Raw genomic sequence first — 20,625 nt, forward strand, 5'->3', positions numbered from 1 at the left:
GCCCGATCAGTGACTCGTCCATCTCCAGGAAACCTGATGATGAGCGATCCCGCCAGCACTGCATCGACAGCGGAGGTTGTACGACGGAAGCCACTGCATCGGGCCTGTAACCCTGCTGGCACGACCGGTCTCGGTGCGGCACCCCGCACCGGCACTGCTCGCACCCCACCCATGCCGTGTTGTGGCTGAGGGAAGTTCGCTGAGGTGGGTGTGAATTATTTGAGGCCCAGCATCAACAATCCAGCTCCCCCCGCGACAGCCAAACCTGTTGGCGACGCGGACGTCGACTCGATGACAGCGAGTGCGCTGACGGCACCCCCGACAACCGCAAGATCGATTGCATGAAAGGACGGCAGCTCCCACAACCGAACCGTGCCATCGAAGCCGCCGGTGGCCAGCACGGTCCGGCCATTCGACAACGGCACCGCCGCGACCGCGCTCACTCCGCCTGCGTGGCTGGTGAGGGGTTCGCCGACCGGGCGGCCGGTTGTTGGGTCCCACAGTCGAACCGTGCCATCGTCACTGCCGGTGGCCAACAGCGTCCCCCCGTTCCGTAACATCACCGTCCCGATCGTGGTTACCCAGCTCGCGTGTCCGGTGAGGGGTTCGCCGACCGGGCGGCCCGTGGTCGGATCCCACAACCGAACCGTTCGGTCTGTGCCGCCGGTAGCCAGGAGGGTTCGGCCGTCCGGCAATCGGACTGCTGCGACTGCGGTCACCCTGCCTGTGTGGCCGGTGAGAGGCTCGCCAGCCGGGCGGCCGGTGGTCGTGTCCCATAACCGCACCATTTCGTCCGTGCTGCCGGTGGCCAGTAAAGTTCGGCCGTCCGACAGTGGCACTGCCGCAACCGAGTACCCGAACGGGGTGTCGCCGGTTAGGAGTTCGCTGACCGGCTCACACTTGGTCGGGTCCCATAGCCGAAGCGTGCGATCGTAACTGCCGGTGGCCAGTAACGTTCGTCCGTCCGGCAACGGCACAGGCGCGACGGCGAACACCCCGCTGGAGTGGCCGCAGAGCGGTCGGCCGACCCGGTGGCCGGTGGCCGGGTCCCATAACCGTACCCTGGCATCGAAGCCGCCGGTCGCCAGCAGAGTCCTGCCGTCCGGCAACGACACAACTGCAACCGCGTTCACCGGGGCGGTGTGGCCGGCAGGGGGTTGGTCGGCTGGGTTGCGGGTGGTCGGGTCCCATAACCGCACCGTGCCATCCTCACTGCCGGTTGCGAGCAGGGTCCGGCTCTCCGACAATGACACCGCCGCGATCGAATTCACCCTTTCGGTATGTCCAGTCAGGGGTTCGCGAACGGGGCGGCCGGTGATGGGGTCCCACAACCGAACCGTTCTATCTGTGCTGCCAGTGGCCAGTAGAGTTCGTCCATCCGGTAACGGCACTGCCGCGATCGCGGTCACCCAATGAGTGTGGCCGGTAAGGGGTTCACAGACCGGGTGGCCGGTGGTCGGGTCCCATAGTCGAACCGTGCGGTCGTCACTGCCGGTGGCCAGTAAGGTTCGACCGTCTGCCAATGGCACTGCCGCGATCGCGTTCACCCTATCGGTGTGGGCGGTGATTGGTTCGCCGACCGGATGGCCGGTGGCCTGGTCCCAAAGCCGCACGGTGCCATAGGAGTTCCCGGTGGCCAGTACCGTCCGTCCGTCCGGTAACGGCACTGCCGCGATCGCGTTCACCCAGTTGGTGCGGCCGGCGAGGCGTTCACCCACCGCGTGGCCGGTGGTTACGTCCCACATCCACACTTCTTCATCGGCGGTTCCAGCTGCCAGCACAGCACGCCCGTCCGGTAACGGCACTGGCGCGATCGCGGTCACCCAGCTCGTGTGTCCGGTGAGGGATTCGCCGACCTGGTGGCCTGCGGTCGGGTCCCACAACCGGACCATCCCCTCGTAGCTGCTGGTGGCCAGCAGGGTCCGGCCGTCCGGTAACGGCACCGCTGCGATGGTGCTGACGCCGCCGGTGTGAGCGGTGATCGGTTCGCCGATGGGGTGCCCGGAGGCAGGATCCCAAAGCTGCAGAGTGCCGTTAGAGCTCCCAGCGGCAAGCACGGCCCGTCCGTCAGTCAACGGCAGTGTCGCGAGTGTATTAATCGCACCATCTACGTGTGCCAGAATATTGCTGCCGACTCGGCACTGCGACCACAGAGCCCAAACTTGTCGATTAGAAGCCCGATCGACAGATGGCCATGCCCTCGCTGAAATCGCGATATCCAGGCTCAGTGCGCGCGACGAAGGTTCTACCTCGGTGACGAACGGTTCCAGCCCCGCCCATGCGGCAAGATTTGTGGCTTCGAGCTCTGGTTTTGTCGGTATTCCTACGTGGCTGCGTACCAGGCCGCTGGTTTCCCAGGGTAGGAACGACGCCGGGACATGCTCGTCGTCAAGGACATCGCCTTTCGCCGCGTGCGTTACGAGTTCCCTGCGAATGTAGGGGTGCGGCGGGATCTCGGCGACCGTTGGTAGCTGTGCGCGCAGTGCTTTGCTGATCCTGGCCTGAACAGCGACCTCGTCTCCTGGCTCGACTGCGTATGTCACGGCCGTTCCTCTCGTAGTGCGTCAGGTTGGGAACGCAATACCTCCCGGAGCCGTTCGTGTACTGGCCGATACGTGACGATCCGCTCGTCCACATCTCGGGTGAGGTATCCGATTAGAGGACCGCTCAGGACATGGTCGATCGTGCCGTCCGGTAGCGGTCGGTCGAGGACCGCGGCAGCCATCACCGACCAGATTTCGCCGACTGGAACCCCGGCTCCGCCAGCGAATGCGGCGGCACGCAGCACCGCCAGTAGTGCGTCGGTGTCGTGGTCGTCGGCGGCGTCGCGGATATCGCGTCGGAGCAACCCGATGGTTCCGTCGGAGAGGGACTGCAGCCAGATCGGGTCGTCGAGCGATTGTTGTGCGTCGAGTCGGCGCAGTCGTTCGCCGACGAGGCGGGCGTCGAGAAAGGACAGTCCGATTCGGTCCGTGACCAAGTTCGCAAGCTGCTTCCGTCCGATGGAGTCACCTTGGTATGCGTGTGCGTTGGTCAGCAGTGCTTCCAGGTAGTCGGCGATGTCGTTGGTTGTCTCGGGCCCATCAGTACGTAACGTTGTGACACCGTCGGCGGCGATCTTGGTCAGCTCGGGCAGCAGTCCGTGCGGCCCTCGGCCCGGTGAACCTGCTGAGGTGTCGCTGCGGACACCGATCACCCACCGAATCATATGTGCGCCGTGCTGGTCGCGCCAGCCCGCGAGGGGGCTCACGACCTCCGGGAGTAGGAGCATCGGCTGGTCGGCCTCGTCCAAACCGTCCAGGACGATCGTCACTGTCCTCCCCATGCTGATGAGATGCTGTTGCAGGCGATTCCGCAACTGTTGGGTGCTTGCCCGGTCTGTGGCTGTCGGCGTGATGCCGGTGGCGGTCAGGATCTGTTCGAGGATCGCAGGCGCACGTTTCTGGCGGGCCAGGACAGCGGCATCGACCGAGTTGATAGGTGGCAGTGATTCTGCGGGGGCCGTCTCCACTGCCAGGGCGTAACGCGGGTCGCTGCGGAATTTTGGGTCCGACAGTGTCACTGCTCGCGCGATGATCGCTGACTTTCCGGTTCCTGCCGCGCCGGTGACGATGAGCATGCCTGCCCCAGAGCGAAGGAAGCTCGCAACTTGCCGCGTCAGGGTCCGTCGACCAGCGAAGTACCAGCCGGGATCGTCGGCGGTCGCGCGGCCACTAGCACGATCGAGCCAGTACTCCACTTCGGCACGGGAGTCGGCGACCTGGCGTCGAGCGTCGTACACAGTGGGGTCGGCGGGCGTGTAACCGGGGTTGGGCAGGCACAGGTGCGGGTCGCTGGTCCAAGACTCACCGAACACGAGCTTGACACCGACCGGGGACTCCTTGTCGGGATCAGCCAATTTTACGGCGTAGTCGAGCTCCCGCAGGAAATCGCCGATGCTCAGGTGCGACTTCGCGTAACCGCCCTGCAACAGGGTCGTGCGGACGGTTTCGAGCGCTCGGGTGAAGTCGAGGATGCGGGGCCGCTGGTCGAAGTCGCCGATCGTGAACACATGGAGTGAGCTGAGTTCGCGCCGGGACGACGATAAATCCTCCCAGTGCTTCGCGAGCTCGGAGCGCAATGCACCAGAGTGGCACGTATTCACGATGACCAGCAGATGTTGGGCCTGCGAGCCGAGGATCGCGGTGACAACATCGGCGGTCGGATAGGCGTGGGTGTATTCCTGGCCGGGCGTGTCCGGCAGCATCAGATAGTGGCGGCCGCTCTCGGCTTTACGTCCGTGCCCGGTGACGTACAGGACCGCGACATCCTCGGCAGTGAGGAAGCGAAGTCCCAGTTCGTGCACCTGGTTCTCGACATCACGCCGGGTGGTGACGGCGGTGGAGCAGCGAGCGGTGAAGGCTCGCTCCTTCAGCTGGTCGTGGCACCACCAGTCCTGAACCACTCGGATCTGCTCGTCGATGCCTTCCGCGAACTGCCCCCAATCGTCGTCGGGGTAGTCGCGGGCTGCGATGACGAACAGGGAACGCGCGCCGAAAGGCTTGTCGGTCACGCGAATTCCCCCATCCAGTCGGCTTGTGGGCGATGATATCGACTGTGTCGCACGAATGGACCTTTCCCGCAGCGAAATCCGACGACCTGCCGAAGTCGCCATGGAGCGAGACGTTGACATTCCTTGACCCGGTGCATGGTTCGGATCGAGTCATCGATGATGCTGTGATCGTCGTGCCGGGGATCATGGGCACCGAGCTGATCGATATCGATACCGAGAAGAGACTGTGGGGACTGGATCCGGGTTTGATCGCACGGATGTGGACCGCGCCTACCAATCGGTTGACCCCGCTGGCTGTCGACCCTGAGCGCACAACGGTGCGGCCCGGACGCCTTCTGCGGGCACCAACTTTCGCGCCATTCCTGCGCGGAATCGAGCCTTACACCGAGCTGGTGCGCGGACTCGAACGCATCGTCCGGCACCCGGCCGCAGTCTACGAGTTCGGCTACGACTGGCGACTGCCTGTGCGTCACAACGCACTCCTACTGGCCGAGGTCATCGACGCACACCTGCAGTGGTGGCGGCGTGAGTCCAAACGTCCCGAGGCGCGAGTGCATCTCGTCGCTCACTCAATGGGTGGACTGTTGTGCCACGAACTGTCCGCGAACCCCGGAGCCACCGACAATGTCGGTGAAATCATCACCCTCGGCACCCCTTTCAAGGGCGCCCCGAAGGCCATAGTCATGCTCGGTACGGGGGAGGGAGCGCCGCTGCCCGCCCGGCAGCTGCAGCGGATCGCGGTCACCATGCCGGGCCTCTACGACCTACTGCCGAGCTTCCGCTGCGTGGACACCGGCACCGACGTGCGGCTACTGACCCCCAGCGACATCACGGCCATCGGTGGTCGCGGTGACCTCGCCGAAGCCGCGCTGGCCCACCGCGCCGAGCGCGCCACGGTTCTTATGCCGGATCATCGTCCGGTGGTCGGTGTCGAACAGCCGACCCTGTGTAGCCTCAAGATCAATTCGGGGCGAGTCGAAGGACAGCGCCACGCATTCGCCTTCGGTTGGGCGGGGGTGCAGAGAGACGCCGCCGGTGCCCCGCTTCGCGAGATGATATTCGGTGACGGGACTGTGCCGCGGAACTCTGCACTGACGCCAGGGAAACTGATCCTGACGAAGGAAGACCGGAACAAAATGCATGTGCTGCCACAGCAGCATGGCCCGCTCGCGAAGGCCCAGTCGGCAATCACCTTCGTGAGAGACGTTCTGCTGAACCTCGATGCGGACCTCGGCCCGCAGATGGGTGCCGGCGATCTCGGCATCGACACACCCGACGTCGTCACCGTCGGTTCGGAATTCGACATTGGAGTCGAGGGGGCGGCCAAGCCGAACGATATCCGGTGCACGGTCACCGAAATCGGTACGCGCTTGCCCCGGCGAGCCGAAGCACACTGTCGCGACGGCCGACTTCTTGTATCCAGCACCGTCTACGAGCCAGGCTTGTACCGGGTGGAGGTCGCTGGTAGTGGGAATTCCGCAGTGGAACAGATCATCATGGCGGTGGATACCGACCGATGACGGATGGCCCCGAGTTCTTCCCGATGGCGATCGGCTGGTATCGCGAACACGGCCACCTCGATGTCGATACCGAAGTTGCTGCGGTGACCGCAGTACTTGAGCCCTTCAACGTTCGAGTACAAGACTGGAACGTCGCCAAGGAGGAGCGTGGCGCGGATAGTGTCGAGGAGCGAATCGATGTGTGGAGCAACGCCGAACATCCCGCCACGATCTTCTACTGGGTCGGCCACGGCTACACGAATAACTACGAAACCGCTGTCCTCTACCACGCAAAGAGCAAGCGGAGCAGCCGCACTCAGGGTACGACGCCGGAGGTTCTGGCGAAGGCGATTGCGAGTCGGCTGTCGGACAAAGACAGGTGGGCGATCGTCGTGGTCGACGCGTGCGGATCCACGCGTTTCATCAAACTGCTGAAGATCGAACTGCTGAACAGTACGGTCGCCGGGCGATATCTGCTGGTGGGTGGAATGTCCGGCGACGGCGCCACCGAGCTCGGCCGGTTCAGCCAAGACCTGGACTACCTGATCAACGTCACTTTCCGGGGCGAATTCGAAATCGACCTCAGCAAACTGCCGGTCGAGTTCGGGCGGCTGTCCGCGACAGTCGAAAGCGATCGATTCTTCGACATCGTTCTTCGCCGCCGCCACGCCGTTCTCGTCAACAGCCCCGTCGCGGATACCGACGAACTCGAAGCCGCCTTGTCGGGGCTGAGTGACGACGAACTACGCCACTTCCTGCCGAAAGCACATGGCGGTGAACTGCCGTTCAAGGAAACAGCGCTCGGCGAGCAATCGTGGTACTTCGAAGGACGCCAGACCGAGACGCGTCAGATCGTCGACTGGCTCGCTACAGCGACATCGGGAATGCTCGTTGTTACCGGCCCTGCAGGATCAGGAAAGTCGGCACTGCTCGGGCACTTGGTGGTCCACAGTAACCCGACGCTGCGCACCGCGCTCCTGAAAGCTGGCGTGCTCGATGAAGTTCCGGAGGCCGAACGCCCGACTGGCGGGGTATTCGACCTCGTCCTCCACCTCACCGGCACCTCACCGGAGGAGATCGTCTCCCGGATCGCCAAGGGGATCGACGCAGGCGAATCACCGTCCGGATCAGTATCGGAGTCGACCCAGTGGCTCTGCAAACAGCTAACCGACCGACCGATGACGACCATTCTTGTCGACGCACTCGACGAGGCAGTCGACCCGTTAGCTGTGTCAGGCGTGGTGCTTCGCACCCTGGCCGGTGTGTCGACCGTCCGCTTGCTGATCGGAACGAGGCTGAGCACAAACGAAGGCCCCGATCACCCCGCTCCGGATACGAACCTGGTCGACGCGCTCGGCCCCACTGCCGCCCGCGTGCACATCGACCGGGACGACACAGCCGTCGAACGCTACGTCGAGCGGCGACTGTATCGAGCACGCAAACTGCTCGACGAGTCATTCGATGTCACCGCATTCGCGCGCGCGGTACGAGAGCAACGACGTCAATTCTTGTTCGCTCGGTTGGCGGTGCATGAAGTATTGGCAGACCGGCGCTGGCAGTTTCCGTCGACCTGGGAGCGTCTGCTCGGGCAGGACCACCAACATCTGTTCGAGGTCGCGGTCGACCGACTGGAGGCCCGGCACCCGAGCCACCGTCCACTGCTGCGCGCCCTGGCGTTCGCCCGCGGCCGCGGTGTCCCCGACCAAGGCGGCCTGTGGGTCGTCCTCGCACGGGCGCTCGCACCTGGTCAGGACATCAGCGGCGAGGATGTCCAGCGACTGGTACGCGACGCTGCGCCCTATGTCCTTGTCGATCGCGAATACGGCCAGACCGTCTTCCGGCTGGCGCACCGCACGTTCGCCGAGTACTTCACCAATGAAGCCGAACCGAGTGTCGCAGACCGCCAAGCGCACCTCGCGATCACGCGGTCTCTAATAAAGGCCGCGACTACCGACCTCGGCGCAGTGCTCGACGGCTCCAAGACGCTGAACCCTTACCTGAGCCTTCTGCTGTCCGCGCACGCTGGCACAGCCGGTGAGATCGGCTGGCGGTCGCTCGACGAAAACCGAGACCTTCTCCTTGCGCTCAACCCGGAATCGGTCGCCCGGGATGTGCACCAGTATGCGTTCGGCCGATTGATACTGCCGCCTGCGCTCAGCGTATTGCTGAGTTCCTGGCAACGCCTTCAGTGCGTAGATCTAGTGGACCGTGGTGTTGTGTTCCAGATTGCATTCGCGCGGATTGTTGGCGGCACAGTACGCGGACCCGTCGGGTTGAAGGAGGGCTACCGGCTTCGCTTGCAATGGGCTGCACTAATAGGTGTCGCGCCGCACCGTGTGCTTCTTAATCCCGGTCCAGTGACGTCGCTCGCGGTGGTGCCAGTGTCTGATGGACGTATCCTGCTGGCCGTCGGCCTACTCGACGGGAAGGTGCAGTTGTGGGAACCGGCTACTGGCCTCCCGGCAGGGGAACCCTTCAGTTGCCAAACAGACTGGGTCAGGTCGGTCGCGGCGGTGCCGTTGCCGGATGGGCGGGTGCTCCTCGCAACCGGGAGCGGCGATGGGACGGTGCGATTGTGGGATCCGAATACCGGCGATCCGGTCGGTGCATTCCACACCGACTGGGTGAAATCAGTTACGGCGGTGCCCTTGCCGGATGGCAGGATCCTAGTGGCGGCTGGGAGCCGCGATGGCACGGTGCGGTTGTGGGACCCGACCGCTGGTCAGCAATTCGGCCAACCTCTCACCGGACACTCTGACGCCGTGTTCGCGGTTGCGGCGGTGCCGTTGCCGGATGGCCGGATTCTGGTGGCGGCCGGCAGCGTTGATGGCACGGTGCGGATGTGGGACCCGACTACCGGTGAGGAGTGCGGGGAACCGCTCACTGGCCACGCCGGGGGGAGGTTCGCCCTGGGGGTGTTCGCGGTTGCGGCGGTGCCGTTGCCGGACGGGCGAACCCTGCTGGCATCGAGCAGTATTGATGGCACGGTGCGATTATGGGACTCTACTACCGGTCAGCAGACCGGGGAACCCCTCACCGGCTACAACCCTGCGGTGTTCGCCGTCGCAGCAGTGCCGTTGCCGGATGGGCGGACTTTGCTGGCGACCGGCGGCGACGGCCCACTGCGGTTGTGGGACCCGGCCACCGGTCACTCGGTCGGCGAGCCCCTTGTGGGCCATACGGGCCGGGTGACCGCGGTTGCGGCAGTGCGGTTGCCGGATGGCCGGACTCTGCTGGCGAGCGGCAGCGATGATTGGGCGGTGCGGCTGTGGGATCCGGCCACCGGATACCTGGCTGGCGAGCGCTCGACCATCTCTTGGGCGACCGGGGTCCCCGCGGTGTGGGTGACCGCGGTCGCCGCGGTCGCGCTACCGGATGGACGGTCCCTGATTGCCGCGAGGGGAGACGGCTCCACCAAGGTGCAGTTGTGGGACGCTGCCACCGGTCACCTGGCGGACGGGCCAATTATCGGCCACACCATCAGGGCGGACACTGTCGAGGTGGTGCCGTCGGCGGATGGGCGGGCTCTGCTGGCTGCTGGGGTGGCTGCTGGCGAGCTTTTTCCTCCTACGGTGGAGTTGTGGGACCTGACCACCGGTTACCGGCTCGGCGAGCCCTTCAATTTCCACCTCCACCTTGTGACCGCGGTTGCGGCGGCGCAGTTGTCGGATGGGCGGACCCTGCTGGCGACCGTCGAAGGTCAGGGCCCGCTGATGCTGTGGGATCCTGCCACTGGTGACCTGGCTGGGGAACCACTTGTCGGCCACACGAGGAGGGTGAATGCGGTTGCGGCGGTGCCGTTGCCGGATGGACGGACTCTGCTTGCCACAGGCAGCGACGATTGCACGGTGCGGGTGTGGGATCCGGCCACTGGTCGCGCCTCCGGCGAGCCACTCACCGGCCACGCGAGGAGGGTGAATGCGGTTGCGGCGGTGCCGTTACCAGATGGACGGACTCTGCTTGCCACAGGCAGCGACGATTGCACGGTGCGGGTGTGGGATCCGACTACCGGTCAGCCGGTCGGCGAGTCACTTGCCGGTCGCATCGGAGAGGTGACCGCGGTTGCGGCGGTGCAAATACCAGACGGACGAACCATCCTAGCTGCCGGTAGCACTGACGGCATGGTGCGGCTATGGAATCTATGCACGAGTGGCCTGAGCCAGACTGTCTCGACCATTGACGTCGGCATGAAGGTGACAGATCTTTGCGCGCTCAAAAGAGGCTCGCTAGCAGTCGTGGCGGGCGGCGGCGTAACGGTTATCTGCTTAGACCGGCTCTGACGGGCGAACGCAGGTCATCAGCCTGCCCGTGCGGAGGCCGAATGTATGCACCGCGAACCAGCCGAAAGGTGCGTATGGCGGGGACAGGCGACACAACCCGGAGGTCTCGGCCGAGACCTTAGGGATGTATTGCAAATTCTGCTGTACGGCATCATGGCGCGGACGGGGTCATCCGAGCCGACCGTTTCGCTGCGAGGCGGCGAGCACACGTCATCGGCCGGGAATCAACTGCAAGCTCCCGATAGTAGCCCGACGAAAGGGATCCTCGGACTGAGCGCCACGCGCAAGGACGTAGGCGCCTTGCCTGAGCGCCAAGATAGTTGTGGCCAGGGCGTCGATGTCCAAGTCGGTCGCGAGTTCGCCATGGGCTTTACCGTCTGCCAGGACCTCGCGGATCTGATCCTGAATCCATGTGAACATGGTCGAGATCGGCTCCAGCAGTGCAGGATCTGCGACGACTGCTGAATCCTGTACCAGTCGGCCGAGGCGGCAACCTCTCAGAACGTTCTCGTCGACGGTCAGGAACGCGGCGATCCGGTCCCGCACCGTCGAACCGCTCTGCAGGCGCTGCTGGATCTGGTCCTTGAGCTCGTCGGCCATCCGATGTTCCGCGGCGATGGCCAGATCTGCCTTGCCGCGGAAATGGTGGTACATGCTGCCTTGGCCTGCACAGGCGAGTTCCTGGATCGCCCGAGAGCTGGTTCCTCCATGGGGCTGGTTGGCGCCGTTCGGCGTGCAACATGCGTGCAGAATCGCTGCCTACGAACCGGCGGTATCCGGAATTCGCTAGCCGATCCGGAATCCGCGCGGTACCTGATCGCAGGCGTGTGCGACGGCCACTGAAGATTGCCTAATGAGCGCGCAGCCGTTCAGCGTCTGGCTGTGGAGCGATGCTGGATCGGGGAGAGCGTTCGGTAATCGAATCATGTCCGCTCTGGTGGGGCGGGCGGCAGTGAACAATCCTCGCCCGAGGGCTTGGAATCAATGCTTGCGGGATTATTGCGAGACCGACGAAGAGTAATGGAGCGGGTCACCTTTCGTGCCGGATCTATTGGTCATAGTCCCAGTTTGGCCTAGGTATTGCCGCGCCATGCCGGTGGACCGAAGGTTGGTTTGCTGATGGTGTGCTGTATGTATTCTTTGCGCGTCCTGGTCGACAGCGACGAGCGGGTGTCCGTTCGCCTCATGAGTGTCGGAGGTTTGTGCACACATGGTTCTGCATCGCTCGGTTCCGCGTCCGACGGTACTTACGCCTGGCGCTGCAACATCGCATTTCCGTCCAGTGCTGCTCGACGCGTCGAGCCCGGAAGGACTGCGTGAACTGGAAGCGCTGGCAGCGTCGAGTTCTGTGAGTGCGGTGCACGACACGATCGAAGACCAGCTCGACGAACTGATCCGGTGCGAGGACCCCGCCCTCGCGCATTCGACGGGCTCGCTGGCAGCCTCCCGTCGTCGGATCTGTGGCGGGACTCCGTTGTGGCGGTGGGGAACGTGGGTGTTCTATCCGTGGAACGGCCGGTTGGTGCATGTGCTGCCGCGCGAGGGTTTCCAGCGGGTGCGGACAGATCGGAATCGCAACAAGATCGACCGGGCGCAACAGCGCGACCTGCGCGATCGGCGGATCGGTGTGATCGGGCTGTCGGTGGGCAACAGTGCGGCTGTGACGCTGGCGATGGAAGGGGTCGGCGGATCGTTCCGATTGGCCGACTTCGACACCGTCGGGCTGTCGAATCTGAACCGGTTGCGGGCAGGGGTGGGTGATCTCGGAGTTTCCAAGGCTGTGCTCGCGGCACGTCAGATGTTCGAGATCGACCCCTACCTCGACATCGAGGTGTTCACGGACGGGTTGACCGAGGAGTCGATCGGGTCGTTCTTCGATGGCGTGGGCGGCACCCGGCCGCTGGATCTGGTGGTGGAGGAATGCGACACGGTATGGGCGAAAGTCGCTGCCCGTGAGTGCGCGCGGCACCGAGGGATCCCGGTACTGATGGACGCCAACGATCGCGGCCTGCTGGATGTGGAGCGTTTCGATCGCGAACCCCATCGCCCGCTGTTCCACGGCCGCGGCGGCGGGTCGACCTCGTCCGATGTCGCGAGGATGAACCGGGGCGAACTGCTGTCGTTTCTGCTGGCAGTGGTCGATGAGCCGCGGCTGAGTCCGGCGATGCGGGACGCCGTCGGCGAGATCGGCCGGAGCCTGTCCAGCTGGCCTCAACTCGCCTCCGGGGTGATGCTCGGCGGCGCCTTGGTGGCGGACACGGCTCGCCGGATCCTGCTCGGCGAGCTGATCCCGTCGGGGCGAACCTATGTCGACCTCGACGAGCTCATACCCGCGATAGGCCAACGGATTGCTCCGGCATTCGTGCGGGCGATGGAAGAAGTCCGTTGACGATCGACCTGTGCGACGTGGAACTGGTCGGCACACGGCTGCGGGTGCGTGATCTCCGTGCCGGTGATCTGGGCGTATATCAGCGGATCTTCACCGATCCCCACCTGACCCGATATATGGGCACCGACAGCATGGGCGTCCGGGCGGCCGCGGCGTCGTTCGACGCCGCCCGCCGGTCCCGCGGCGAGAGTCCGCGGCGCAAGTACACGCTGGCGATCACGGCACCGGGTGAGGACGCCATGGTCGGCACCATCGGCCTATTGGTAGAGGATTTCGGCAGCAGCGCGATGATCGGCGGTCTGGTCATGGTTCCGGAAGGGGCGCTGCGTGCGGGTGGAATCGAGGCGGGGCGGCTCATGGCGGCATTCGCCTTCGGGCCGCTCGGGATTCACCGGGTATGGGCGGGGCACCGGCACGATCATCCGGTGATGGACACGGTGATGTCGGGAGTGGGCTTGACGCCGGAGGCGCGGCTTCGGCAGCTGTACCGAACCCAGGGCCGGTGGCGCGATGTGTGCACCTACGCGGCTTTGCGGCCGGAATGGGCTGCGTCGGCGACACCGGCCGAGCGTCGAATCCTGGCGTTACGGCCTACCGCGGCAAGGGAACACGCCACCACAGGTCGGTGAGCAACCCTGCCGAATCGGGCTCCGGGCGCGCCGCGGCGCGATAGCATCGCCGAATACTGGCCCGTGCAATCATTTTTGCCCGAATTGCCACCACCCGAAACGCGCAGCGGCCGGCGACGGGAGGAACTCCACCGCCGGCGAGATCCGAAGTGGAGATCACCGATGGCAGTGCTGATCGACTCCGACTACTTCACACCGGCGGACCGGCGGGAGGCAGTCACCGCGATCCTGCAGGAAGCCGACATCGGGGCGAACCTGCAGATGTGGGATTCGCCGGCCGAAGTGGTCAGCCGGCACCAGGCTTGGATGCTGGGTCCGATCGCGCTCACCCGCTCGGAGGTATCCGGTCACCAGGTCTGGCGGACACGTCGGCATGAGCGAACAACGCCCAGCGACACCCTGACGGTCACCGTTCAGAACGGACAAGTCCGCAGGCACGAACAATTCGGTGCGCAAACGCTGATCGAGCCCGGCGCCTGCGAAGTGATCGACCTGGCCACCACGTTCGCCTCCGGCTGGCACGGTCTCGGGGGAACGCTGTGCCTGCAGCTGTCCAGGGAGCGCCTCGGCATTTCCGCGGAAACGGTCGTCGCGGCTCACGGGCGGCTGGCGGCATCGCCGCTGTACCCGATGGTCACGGCGCAGATCCAGCATCTCGTCGCGATCGCCGACCAGCTCGAAGCAGATCCGGCCGCCGCTTCCGTGGGCGAGTCGTGCCTGGAAATGGTTCGGGCGCTACTGATCTCGGCGGCGGGCCGCGGTCCGGGTGACGGCGCAGCCATGCCGGAGCAACTGCTGATCGAGCAGATCCTCGGGTATGTGCGGACACACCTGTCCGACTCGACCCTGAAGATCCCCGGTATCGCCGCCGCCAACAACATCTCCGTCCGGCACCTGTTCAAGGTATGCGCGCAGTCGGGTATCAGCCTCGAGCAGTGGATCATCGAACAACGCCTGGTCAGGGCCCGCGACATGCTGATCGACAGAGGCTACGCGCACCGGTCCATCGCGTCTGTGGCCGGTGCCGTGGGTTTCCGCGACGCCGCTCACTTCGCCCGGCGATTCCGCGAAGCATTCGGCATCACGCCACGTGACTGGCGCCGCAGCGCCACTGATACGGACAACCCACCGAAGTAGCCGGGGGTTGTCGCGCCCGGTTGCAAGCACGTTTGTGCGTGCACAGTCAGTTGCCGTGCAGTGACAGCCTCCTTCGAAGGCCGATACACCGATATCTTTCGAATGTGGCTGCGCGAGACCGCATCAGGAGTACGAGTGTTCGCTATGGGCACCCGCGCCGATGCAGTCCGTGCCGAGGGCATCGAGAGAGAGGGGAGACCATGTCCACAAAGATCGGCAAAGCGATTCGGGCGGCGAGGATGGCCTCCGGATTCACCCAGGCGGAGTTGGCCGACTGGATCGGAATCGCGGACGGAAACCAGATCAGCCGTTGGGAACGCGATGTGGTGACACCCAGCGCCGACAGTGTCGGCGAGTTGTCGCGAGTCCTAGGGGTGCGTCTCGACAACTCGGTCGGAGATGCAGTGGCGTGCTGATCTGAATGCCGTTCGCCGAGCTTCGGCTGGCTTCCACAGCTACGAAATGACCTGGGAGCTCAGGTCGCTCACGAGGATTCGGACGCCGTCGCCGTCATTGCCGATCAAGGTCGCATCGTGGAGGTCGAGCTGGTCGTGTCGTGCATGATGGCGATCATGGGCGGTCCGGCACTTTCAGAAACGCGCGGTCACGGGCAGGCGACGGTGTGGCTGTGGCCGGGGCACGCTGTGTACCGAGGCCCTTCCCTGCAGCTCGACGCGCACTGCGGCACCGTGCATTGCCTGGCGGTCGGGCTGGACGCGCCGTTCACCGTGCACGTGGGCGGCCGGGAGGAGACCGCGCGTTCTGCGCTGATTCCGCCCCGGATGATCCATCGGGTCGTCTGCAACGGCGAGCGGATGCTGTTCTGCTATATCGATCCGAGCTCGCCGCAGGCAACCAGCTGCTGGAAACGCATGACCGCGCACGACCAGGGAATCGGTCTGGCGCACAGCAAGGAAGACGACCTGATCGATCTCGCCGCTCGGCCGTGGTTCGATCCCGTCGCGGCAGTAGACCTGGCCTGCGGCCCCGGCGTGGCGAACATCGACGCCAGGATCGTGGCCGCGGCGGCGACCCTGCAGGCCCACCCGGCCCGCTCGAACTCGGCCGCCGAACTAGCTGCCGAAGCTCACCTGTCCACGTCACGTTTCCTGCACCTGTTCAACGCCGGCGCAGGCACCAGCTTCCGCCGATACCGGATGTGGGCTCGCATGCTCAGCGTCGGCCGTGCCGTTGCGAAGGGCACCGATTTGACGACAGCGTCCTCGGACGCCGGGTTCGCCAGCCCTTCCCACTTCAGCGACGCCTTCCACGCCATGTGTGGCCTCACCGCCAGCAGCCTGCTCGCCGCGGGCACTCGCGTCGTCGTCCTGGACGGAGTACCGGCAGGAACGGCCCCGCCTGAGCGGTGTCGAGAGCGAGGCGCGTGCCGGGTCGGTGCACGAGAATGGTCAGATGCTCATCCGAATCGTGGGGACGCAACTGCCCGGGTTGTCCTGCCGTCCGGCGGGGATCGAGACGCCGTACTCGAACATCCATGTAGGCGTGCAGCGGAAGAATCGTCCACAGGAGCTGCTCGATCCGCAGCGTGGCGACGCGGACGCTGTCACATGGACTGTGGAATGCGCCGTCGACGGCGCCGATATCCGCGGGCCCTACATTCAGGGCAGACCGGGGGAGCGGTTCCTCTATCTCAGCTGGGGCACCGTCGATGACACGGGAACCGTCACCATGTTCCGGCGGGCCAAACTGATGCTCGCCGACGTGCCCGCCGAGGTTCTGGCCGCCGCGACGGAATCGGGCGTACTCGAGGCTCGGCTCGGTCTCACCGATGCGACCGGAAACCCGTTGTGCGCCAGGGTGAAACCGGCCCTGATCCGCTGGACCGCCGCGACCTGACCGCGGCGCCGACCTCGACCGGCGGGCGCACGCAGGTCGGGTACGAGGGCGGTCTTCAGTGGCAGGATGTGGGCGTGGGTGACTTCTTCGAACGGATCGTCGATCTCGAGGTGTCCGCGGCCGACGCGGGTGCGTTGGCGGAGCGGATGGTCGACTGGATGGTGGGGCGGGGGTGGCTGCTCCGGGAAACTTCGGGCGCGGCGATGTACAGCCTCCAGGTCGACGAAGGGTATGTGGCGGGCCCCGAGTGGGCTGAGATCGCCCAGAATTGGGGCGGCGATTGGACCCCCGCGCCGGTCGCCGTGATCGTCGGCAGAAACGCCCACTACAGCGGTCAGGGTGAGATCGAACCGGCCGCCGCGATATGTCCACAGTGCCACGCGCGCACTGTGATCATCGACTACCCGCAGGTCTGGGAAGCTGATCCCGCAGTGTGGCAACCATTTTCGAACGCTATCGACTCCTGGAAAGAAACCGGCGAAGGCGCGGCCACCTGTGCCACCTGCACCACGACAGGCCCGATCACCAGCTGGCAGTGGGCCGACGATTTCGCCCTCGGCGCCCTCGCCTTCGACTTCTGGGGCTGGCCACCCCTGACCGACGAGTTCGTTACCGAGTTCACCGCCCAGCTGGGCCACCGGACCGAACACCACATGGGCAAGTTCTGAGTCGAGGCCACGTTCGGCGGCCGAACAACCCGCGGATCATCGTCAGCGCGCTCGACCAGCCGGGAAACCTGCGGTCCGACGATGGCCGTGCTCACGGATCAAGGTCGCTGAAATGGCTCCGACCAGCGCGTACTCGCGACGCAGCAACCCGTACGCCCTGCGCGCAGAGTCGGCGGGTGTCCGTCGGTGAGCGGGGTTCAGTGCGACGCCGATCTCACCAATGGGGAGCGGTCCACAGTGAAATTGCGGCCCTCACTACCATGGATATGGCGCAAATATCGATGAACCCAGAGGACGTGTGTTGACTACCGAACAACTTGATCGCTGGAACGCTCAGGAAGCTGCTGCTGAGGCGATGATTCCGATCATCGGGACGTTGTACCGCAGCAAGGGTGTGACGATTCTGCTGCACAGTCGGTCGCTGGTGAACAAGTCGGTGATCAGCATTCTGCGGACGCATCGATTCGCGCGGCAGATCGGCGGCGAAGAGCTGTCGGTGGACGAGACGTTGCCATTTCTGCAGGTGATCAGCCGGTTGGATCTGGGGCCGTGCAAGATCGATCTCGGTCAGCTCGTGATGGCCTATCACGCGGATGAGCGTGGGCTGTCGGTCGAGGAGTACACCACGTCGGTGCTCGCGCAGGTGAGTGACGACAACAAGGCCGTGTCGCAGGGGCCGCGCGATGTGGTGCTCTACGGGTTCGGGCGGATCGGGCGGCTGGTCACCCGGCTGCTGATCGAGAAGGCCGGGTCGGGCAACGGGCTGAGCCTGCGTGCGGTGGTGGTTCGCCGGGGTGGCGATGACGACCTGGCCAAGCGGGCATCGCTGCTGCGCCGGGATTCGGTGCACGGGCACTTCAACGGCACGATCAAGGTCGATACCGACAACGAGACGATCACCGCGAACGGCAACGTCATCAAGTTCATCTACAGCGATGACCCGACGACGATCGACTACACCGCCTATGGCATCGACAATGCGATCCTGATCGACAACACCGGTCGCTGGCGTGACCGTGACGGCCTGGAGCAGCACCTGCGCCCCGGCATCGCGAAGGTGCTGCTCACCGCGCCGGGCAAGGGTGACGTGCCCAACATCGTGCACGGCGTCAACCACCGCGATCTGGACCTGTCGCAGCAGATCTTCTCCTGCGCCTCGTGCACGACCAACGCGATCGTGCCGCCGCTCAAGGCCATGGACGACGAATTCGGGATCGTCCGCGGACACGTCGAGACGGTGCACTCGTTCACCAACGACCAGAACCTGCTGGACAACTACCACAAGGCCGATCGTCGCGGCCGCTCCGCGCCGTTCAACCTGGTGCTCACCGAGACCGGCGCCGCCTCGGCCGTCGCGAAGGCGATGCCGGACTTCAAGGCCAAGATCACCGGCAACTCGATCCGTGTTCCCACCCCGGACGTCTCGGTCGCGATCTTGAACCTGCAGCTGAAGCAGGACACCACCAAGGAAGACGTGCTCGCCTACCTGCGTCAGGTCTCCCTGGCGGGCCCGTTGAGCCGCAACCTCGACTACACCGCCGCCACCGACGCGGTCTCGAGCGACTTCATCGGCTCGCGCGCGGCCTCGATCATCGACGCCAACGCCACCATCGTCGAGGGCGACACCGCGATCCTCTACGTCTGGTACGACAACGAGTTCGGCTACTCGTGCCAGGTGGTACGGACCGTGCAGTACATCTCGGGCATCGAATACCCGACCTACCCGCAGCTGGGTGCGCAGTCCGACGTACGCGAACTGACCGACGCGCGGTAGCGACACGGTGGTGAGGCGGGCACCGGGTCTCTGACCTGGGCCCGCCTACCTCGTCGACCGGATGCGGAGCGCGTGCGGCGAACGTGACCGCTTGTCGGGCCGCGCGATGTTGTGCATACTGGCCACATGACATCGAGTCGAAAGGGCGTCCTGCGCCCGGGCCGTTGAGCCCCACGCCGGTCATCGAACCGGCTTCTCTCCCGCATGAACGCGGGGAATTCACCGATAATCCGCAGTGCTCCCGTGTGTCGTATGACGATTCGCGCCTGGCCCTCTGGCTGCGTGTGCGCGAACTCGCCGTGCCGCCCGGGATGATCGATGTCGCCGGGTCCCGGCGTCTCGTCGGCGACTGGTCCGGGGCATGCGCCGCGGCGCACGTCGATGTGGATATCGATCTGCGGTCGTTGGCGCGGACGCACGGGCGGGGACTCGCCGCTCGCGTGCGGGCCGACCTGCGGTATCTGGCACCGGATCTGTTGCGCTGGCATCTACCCAGAATCGCGCCGGACGGATTGTTGCGGCCCGGGTTGACGATGGTGTTGGCTCGCTACGATGCCGACGACGTCGCGAACCTCGGCACCGGAACACCGTGTCCCAGTAGCCTGCACCTGGTTGTCCGTACGCCACCGGCGTGGGCGGCTGCCGGTCAGCGGATCAGCCTCGCGCTGTGGGACACGATGAGCCCCGCGACGAGTGCCCGCATGCACCCACACCCGCGACCCAACAGTCGCTACCGGCTCGACCTGCACCGTCACCTGTGGGATTCGCGCAGAGTGGGGGAGTTGCGAACCCGCTCTGGGGATTCCGTGTCGCTGCCGCCGGATGGCGCCCCCGGCTTCGGGCTGCCCGGTCCGATCGCGTGGGCAGATCGCCCCGACCACGGGCCGGCTGATCCGATCACGCAGGCCGGTGGGCTCGACTTCGGCCTGTCCGCAACGGTGCTGCCAGGTTGTGCCGTCGACCGTTGGGCGGACGAAGCGGGAATTCTGCTGCGGGCGCAGGGATGCCGGTCCGGACTGGTTCTGGTGCGGTGCGGTGCGCGGAAGCGGGTCGTGTTGGACGTGCGCGCGGATGACTCACCCGCAGTAAGGATTTCGAGGGAGCACCCGCGCGGCGGAATCTCCGCCCTTCCGGTCCTGCCCGATGCCGCGACCTGGGTGCTCCCAGACCTGGAATTGCTGCGCGCGGGTGCGATCACCGCCGATCGACTGCATCCACTGGTCGCTTCCGCGCTCGGACGCGACGGCGCGCCGACCGAGACACCCGGGGTCACCGCCGATCATCGGATCGTCGAGTGCCGGGGCGAACGCCACCGGATCGGTTTGGTGAACGGGGTGCTCGCCGCCTTGGACCACGACCCCACCGAAATCCGGCGCGAGGAGTTGCTGGCAGCCCTGACCGGAACCCCGATGCCCTGCCTGCAAGCCATCGACCGATCACTGCGCCAACCGGATTGGCTCGTCGGCGTCTGCGACCGACTGGACCACGGCGATATCGACGGTGCCCTCACCATCGTCGAAGCCAGGCTCGGTGCCGACGCGGTGCTGCGTGACGGACCACTCAGGGACGCACTCGAAGCCGCTGTACGACAACGGATTACCTACGGCTTGTTCCGGGCAGGCCTCCCCGCACCGGGTCGCGGCCACGTCCCTCCCATCCGGCGCGACCGCCGCGAGCGTCGAGCACATCCGCGACACGCGGCATTGCGCTGACGCGACCGGCACATCGGGGTCATGCGTTCTCGCACCGGCGAGCGCCTGCCGAGCATCCAGCGCGTCCACACTCCATGGATTCGCACTGACCTGCTGATCGGTGTATCGGGTCAGCCGACTTCGCGTTG

At 65.4% G+C, this 20,625-nt stretch carries 13 protein-coding genes and 1 pseudogene; 11 read left to right on the plus strand and 3 right to left on the minus strand.

Features of this window, described 5'->3' with window-relative positions:
* Positions 1 to 215: 215 nt before the first annotated feature.
* Both ACFWO8_RS07335 and ACFWO8_RS07340 read right to left on the minus strand, forming a co-directional pair.
* Positions 216 to 2,543, minus strand: a complete 2,328-nt coding sequence (locus tag ACFWO8_RS07335) for a hypothetical protein (RefSeq protein ID WP_378945087.1) — start codon at positions 2,541 to 2,543, stop codon at positions 216 to 218.
* On the minus strand, positions 2,540 to 4,552 hold the full coding sequence (locus ACFWO8_RS07340) for an AAA family ATPase (protein ID WP_378945090.1): 2,013 nt from the start codon (positions 4,550 to 4,552) through the stop codon (positions 2,540 to 2,542). Before ACFWO8_RS07340 ends, ACFWO8_RS07335 begins: the two co-directional genes overlap by 4 nt.
* Before the next feature lie 44 nt (positions 4,553 to 4,596).
* On the opposite strand from ACFWO8_RS07340, the gene ACFWO8_RS07345 reads away from it, so the two are divergent.
* Both ACFWO8_RS07345 and ACFWO8_RS07350 read left to right on the plus strand, forming a co-directional pair.
* Positions 4,597 to 6,072, plus strand: coding sequence for a hypothetical protein (locus tag ACFWO8_RS07345; protein ID WP_378945093.1), 1,476 nt, complete (start codon positions 4,597 to 4,599; stop codon positions 6,070 to 6,072).
* Positions 6,069 to 10,331, plus strand: a complete 4,263-nt coding sequence (locus tag ACFWO8_RS07350; protein WP_378945096.1) for a PQQ-binding-like beta-propeller repeat protein — start codon at positions 6,069 to 6,071, stop codon at positions 10,329 to 10,331. Before ACFWO8_RS07345 ends, ACFWO8_RS07350 begins: the two co-directional genes overlap by 4 nt.
* A 210-nt stretch (positions 10,332 to 10,541) precedes the next feature.
* Here ACFWO8_RS07350 and ACFWO8_RS07355 read toward each other — a convergent pair whose 3' ends face one another.
* Positions 10,542 to 10,985 carry a TetR/AcrR family transcriptional regulator gene (locus ACFWO8_RS07355; protein WP_378945101.1) on the minus strand — a complete coding sequence of 148 codons (444 nt, stop codon included), beginning with the start codon at positions 10,983 to 10,985 and terminating at the stop codon, positions 10,542 to 10,544.
* Positions 10,986 to 11,541: 556 nt separating this feature from the next.
* Here ACFWO8_RS07355 and ACFWO8_RS07360 point away from each other — a divergent pair.
* The 9 genes and pseudogenes from ACFWO8_RS07360 (at position 11,542) to ACFWO8_RS07400 (ending at position 20,497) form a co-directional block, all read left to right on the plus strand.
* Positions 11,542 to 12,720, plus strand: coding sequence for a ThiF family adenylyltransferase (locus ACFWO8_RS07360; protein ID WP_378945110.1), 1,179 nt, complete (start codon positions 11,542 to 11,544; stop codon positions 12,718 to 12,720).
* Positions 12,717 to 13,349: a GNAT family N-acetyltransferase gene (locus tag ACFWO8_RS07365; protein ID WP_378945122.1), complete on the plus strand. Its 633-nt coding sequence runs from the start codon at positions 12,717 to 12,719 to the stop codon at positions 13,347 to 13,349. Before ACFWO8_RS07360 ends, ACFWO8_RS07365 begins: the two co-directional genes overlap by 4 nt.
* 162 nt (positions 13,350 to 13,511) lie before the next feature.
* Positions 13,512 to 14,486, plus strand: coding sequence for a helix-turn-helix domain-containing protein (locus ACFWO8_RS07370; RefSeq protein WP_378945125.1), 975 nt, complete (start codon positions 13,512 to 13,514; stop codon positions 14,484 to 14,486).
* 200 nt (positions 14,487 to 14,686) lie between these two features.
* Positions 14,687 to 14,902, plus strand: coding sequence for a helix-turn-helix domain-containing protein (locus ACFWO8_RS07375; protein WP_378945128.1), 216 nt, complete (start codon positions 14,687 to 14,689; stop codon positions 14,900 to 14,902).
* A 456-nt stretch (positions 14,903 to 15,358) separates the two neighbouring features.
* Positions 15,359 to 15,775: pseudogene (locus tag ACFWO8_RS07380) on the plus strand (helix-turn-helix domain-containing protein); the annotation flags it as partial.
* 124 nt (positions 15,776 to 15,899) lie between these two features.
* Complete coding sequence (locus tag ACFWO8_RS07385) at positions 15,900 to 16,343, plus strand: DUF5990 family protein (RefSeq protein ID WP_378945138.1); 444 nt, start codon at positions 15,900 to 15,902, stop codon at positions 16,341 to 16,343.
* The gene (locus ACFWO8_RS07390; protein WP_378945141.1) at positions 16,295 to 17,011 is read left to right on the plus strand and encodes a hypothetical protein; all 717 of its coding nucleotides are present in this window, start codon (positions 16,295 to 16,297) and stop codon (positions 17,009 to 17,011) included. The genes ACFWO8_RS07385 and ACFWO8_RS07390 overlap by 49 nt, the downstream gene beginning before the upstream one ends.
* 355 nt (positions 17,012 to 17,366) lie before the next feature.
* A complete protein-coding gene (locus tag ACFWO8_RS07395; RefSeq protein WP_378946214.1) occupies positions 17,367 to 18,785 on the plus strand; it encodes a glyceraldehyde-3-phosphate dehydrogenase in 1,419 nt (472 codons plus the stop codon).
* Positions 18,786 to 19,096: 311 nt separating this feature from the next.
* Positions 19,097 to 20,497, plus strand: a complete 1,401-nt coding sequence (locus ACFWO8_RS07400) for a hypothetical protein (RefSeq protein ID WP_378946219.1) — start codon at positions 19,097 to 19,099, stop codon at positions 20,495 to 20,497.
* Positions 20,498 to 20,625 lie beyond the last annotated feature (128 nt).

Source organism: Nocardia sp. NPDC058480, from assembly GCF_042720495.1.
GTDB lineage: Bacteria > Actinomycetota > Actinomycetes > Mycobacteriales > Mycobacteriaceae > Nocardia.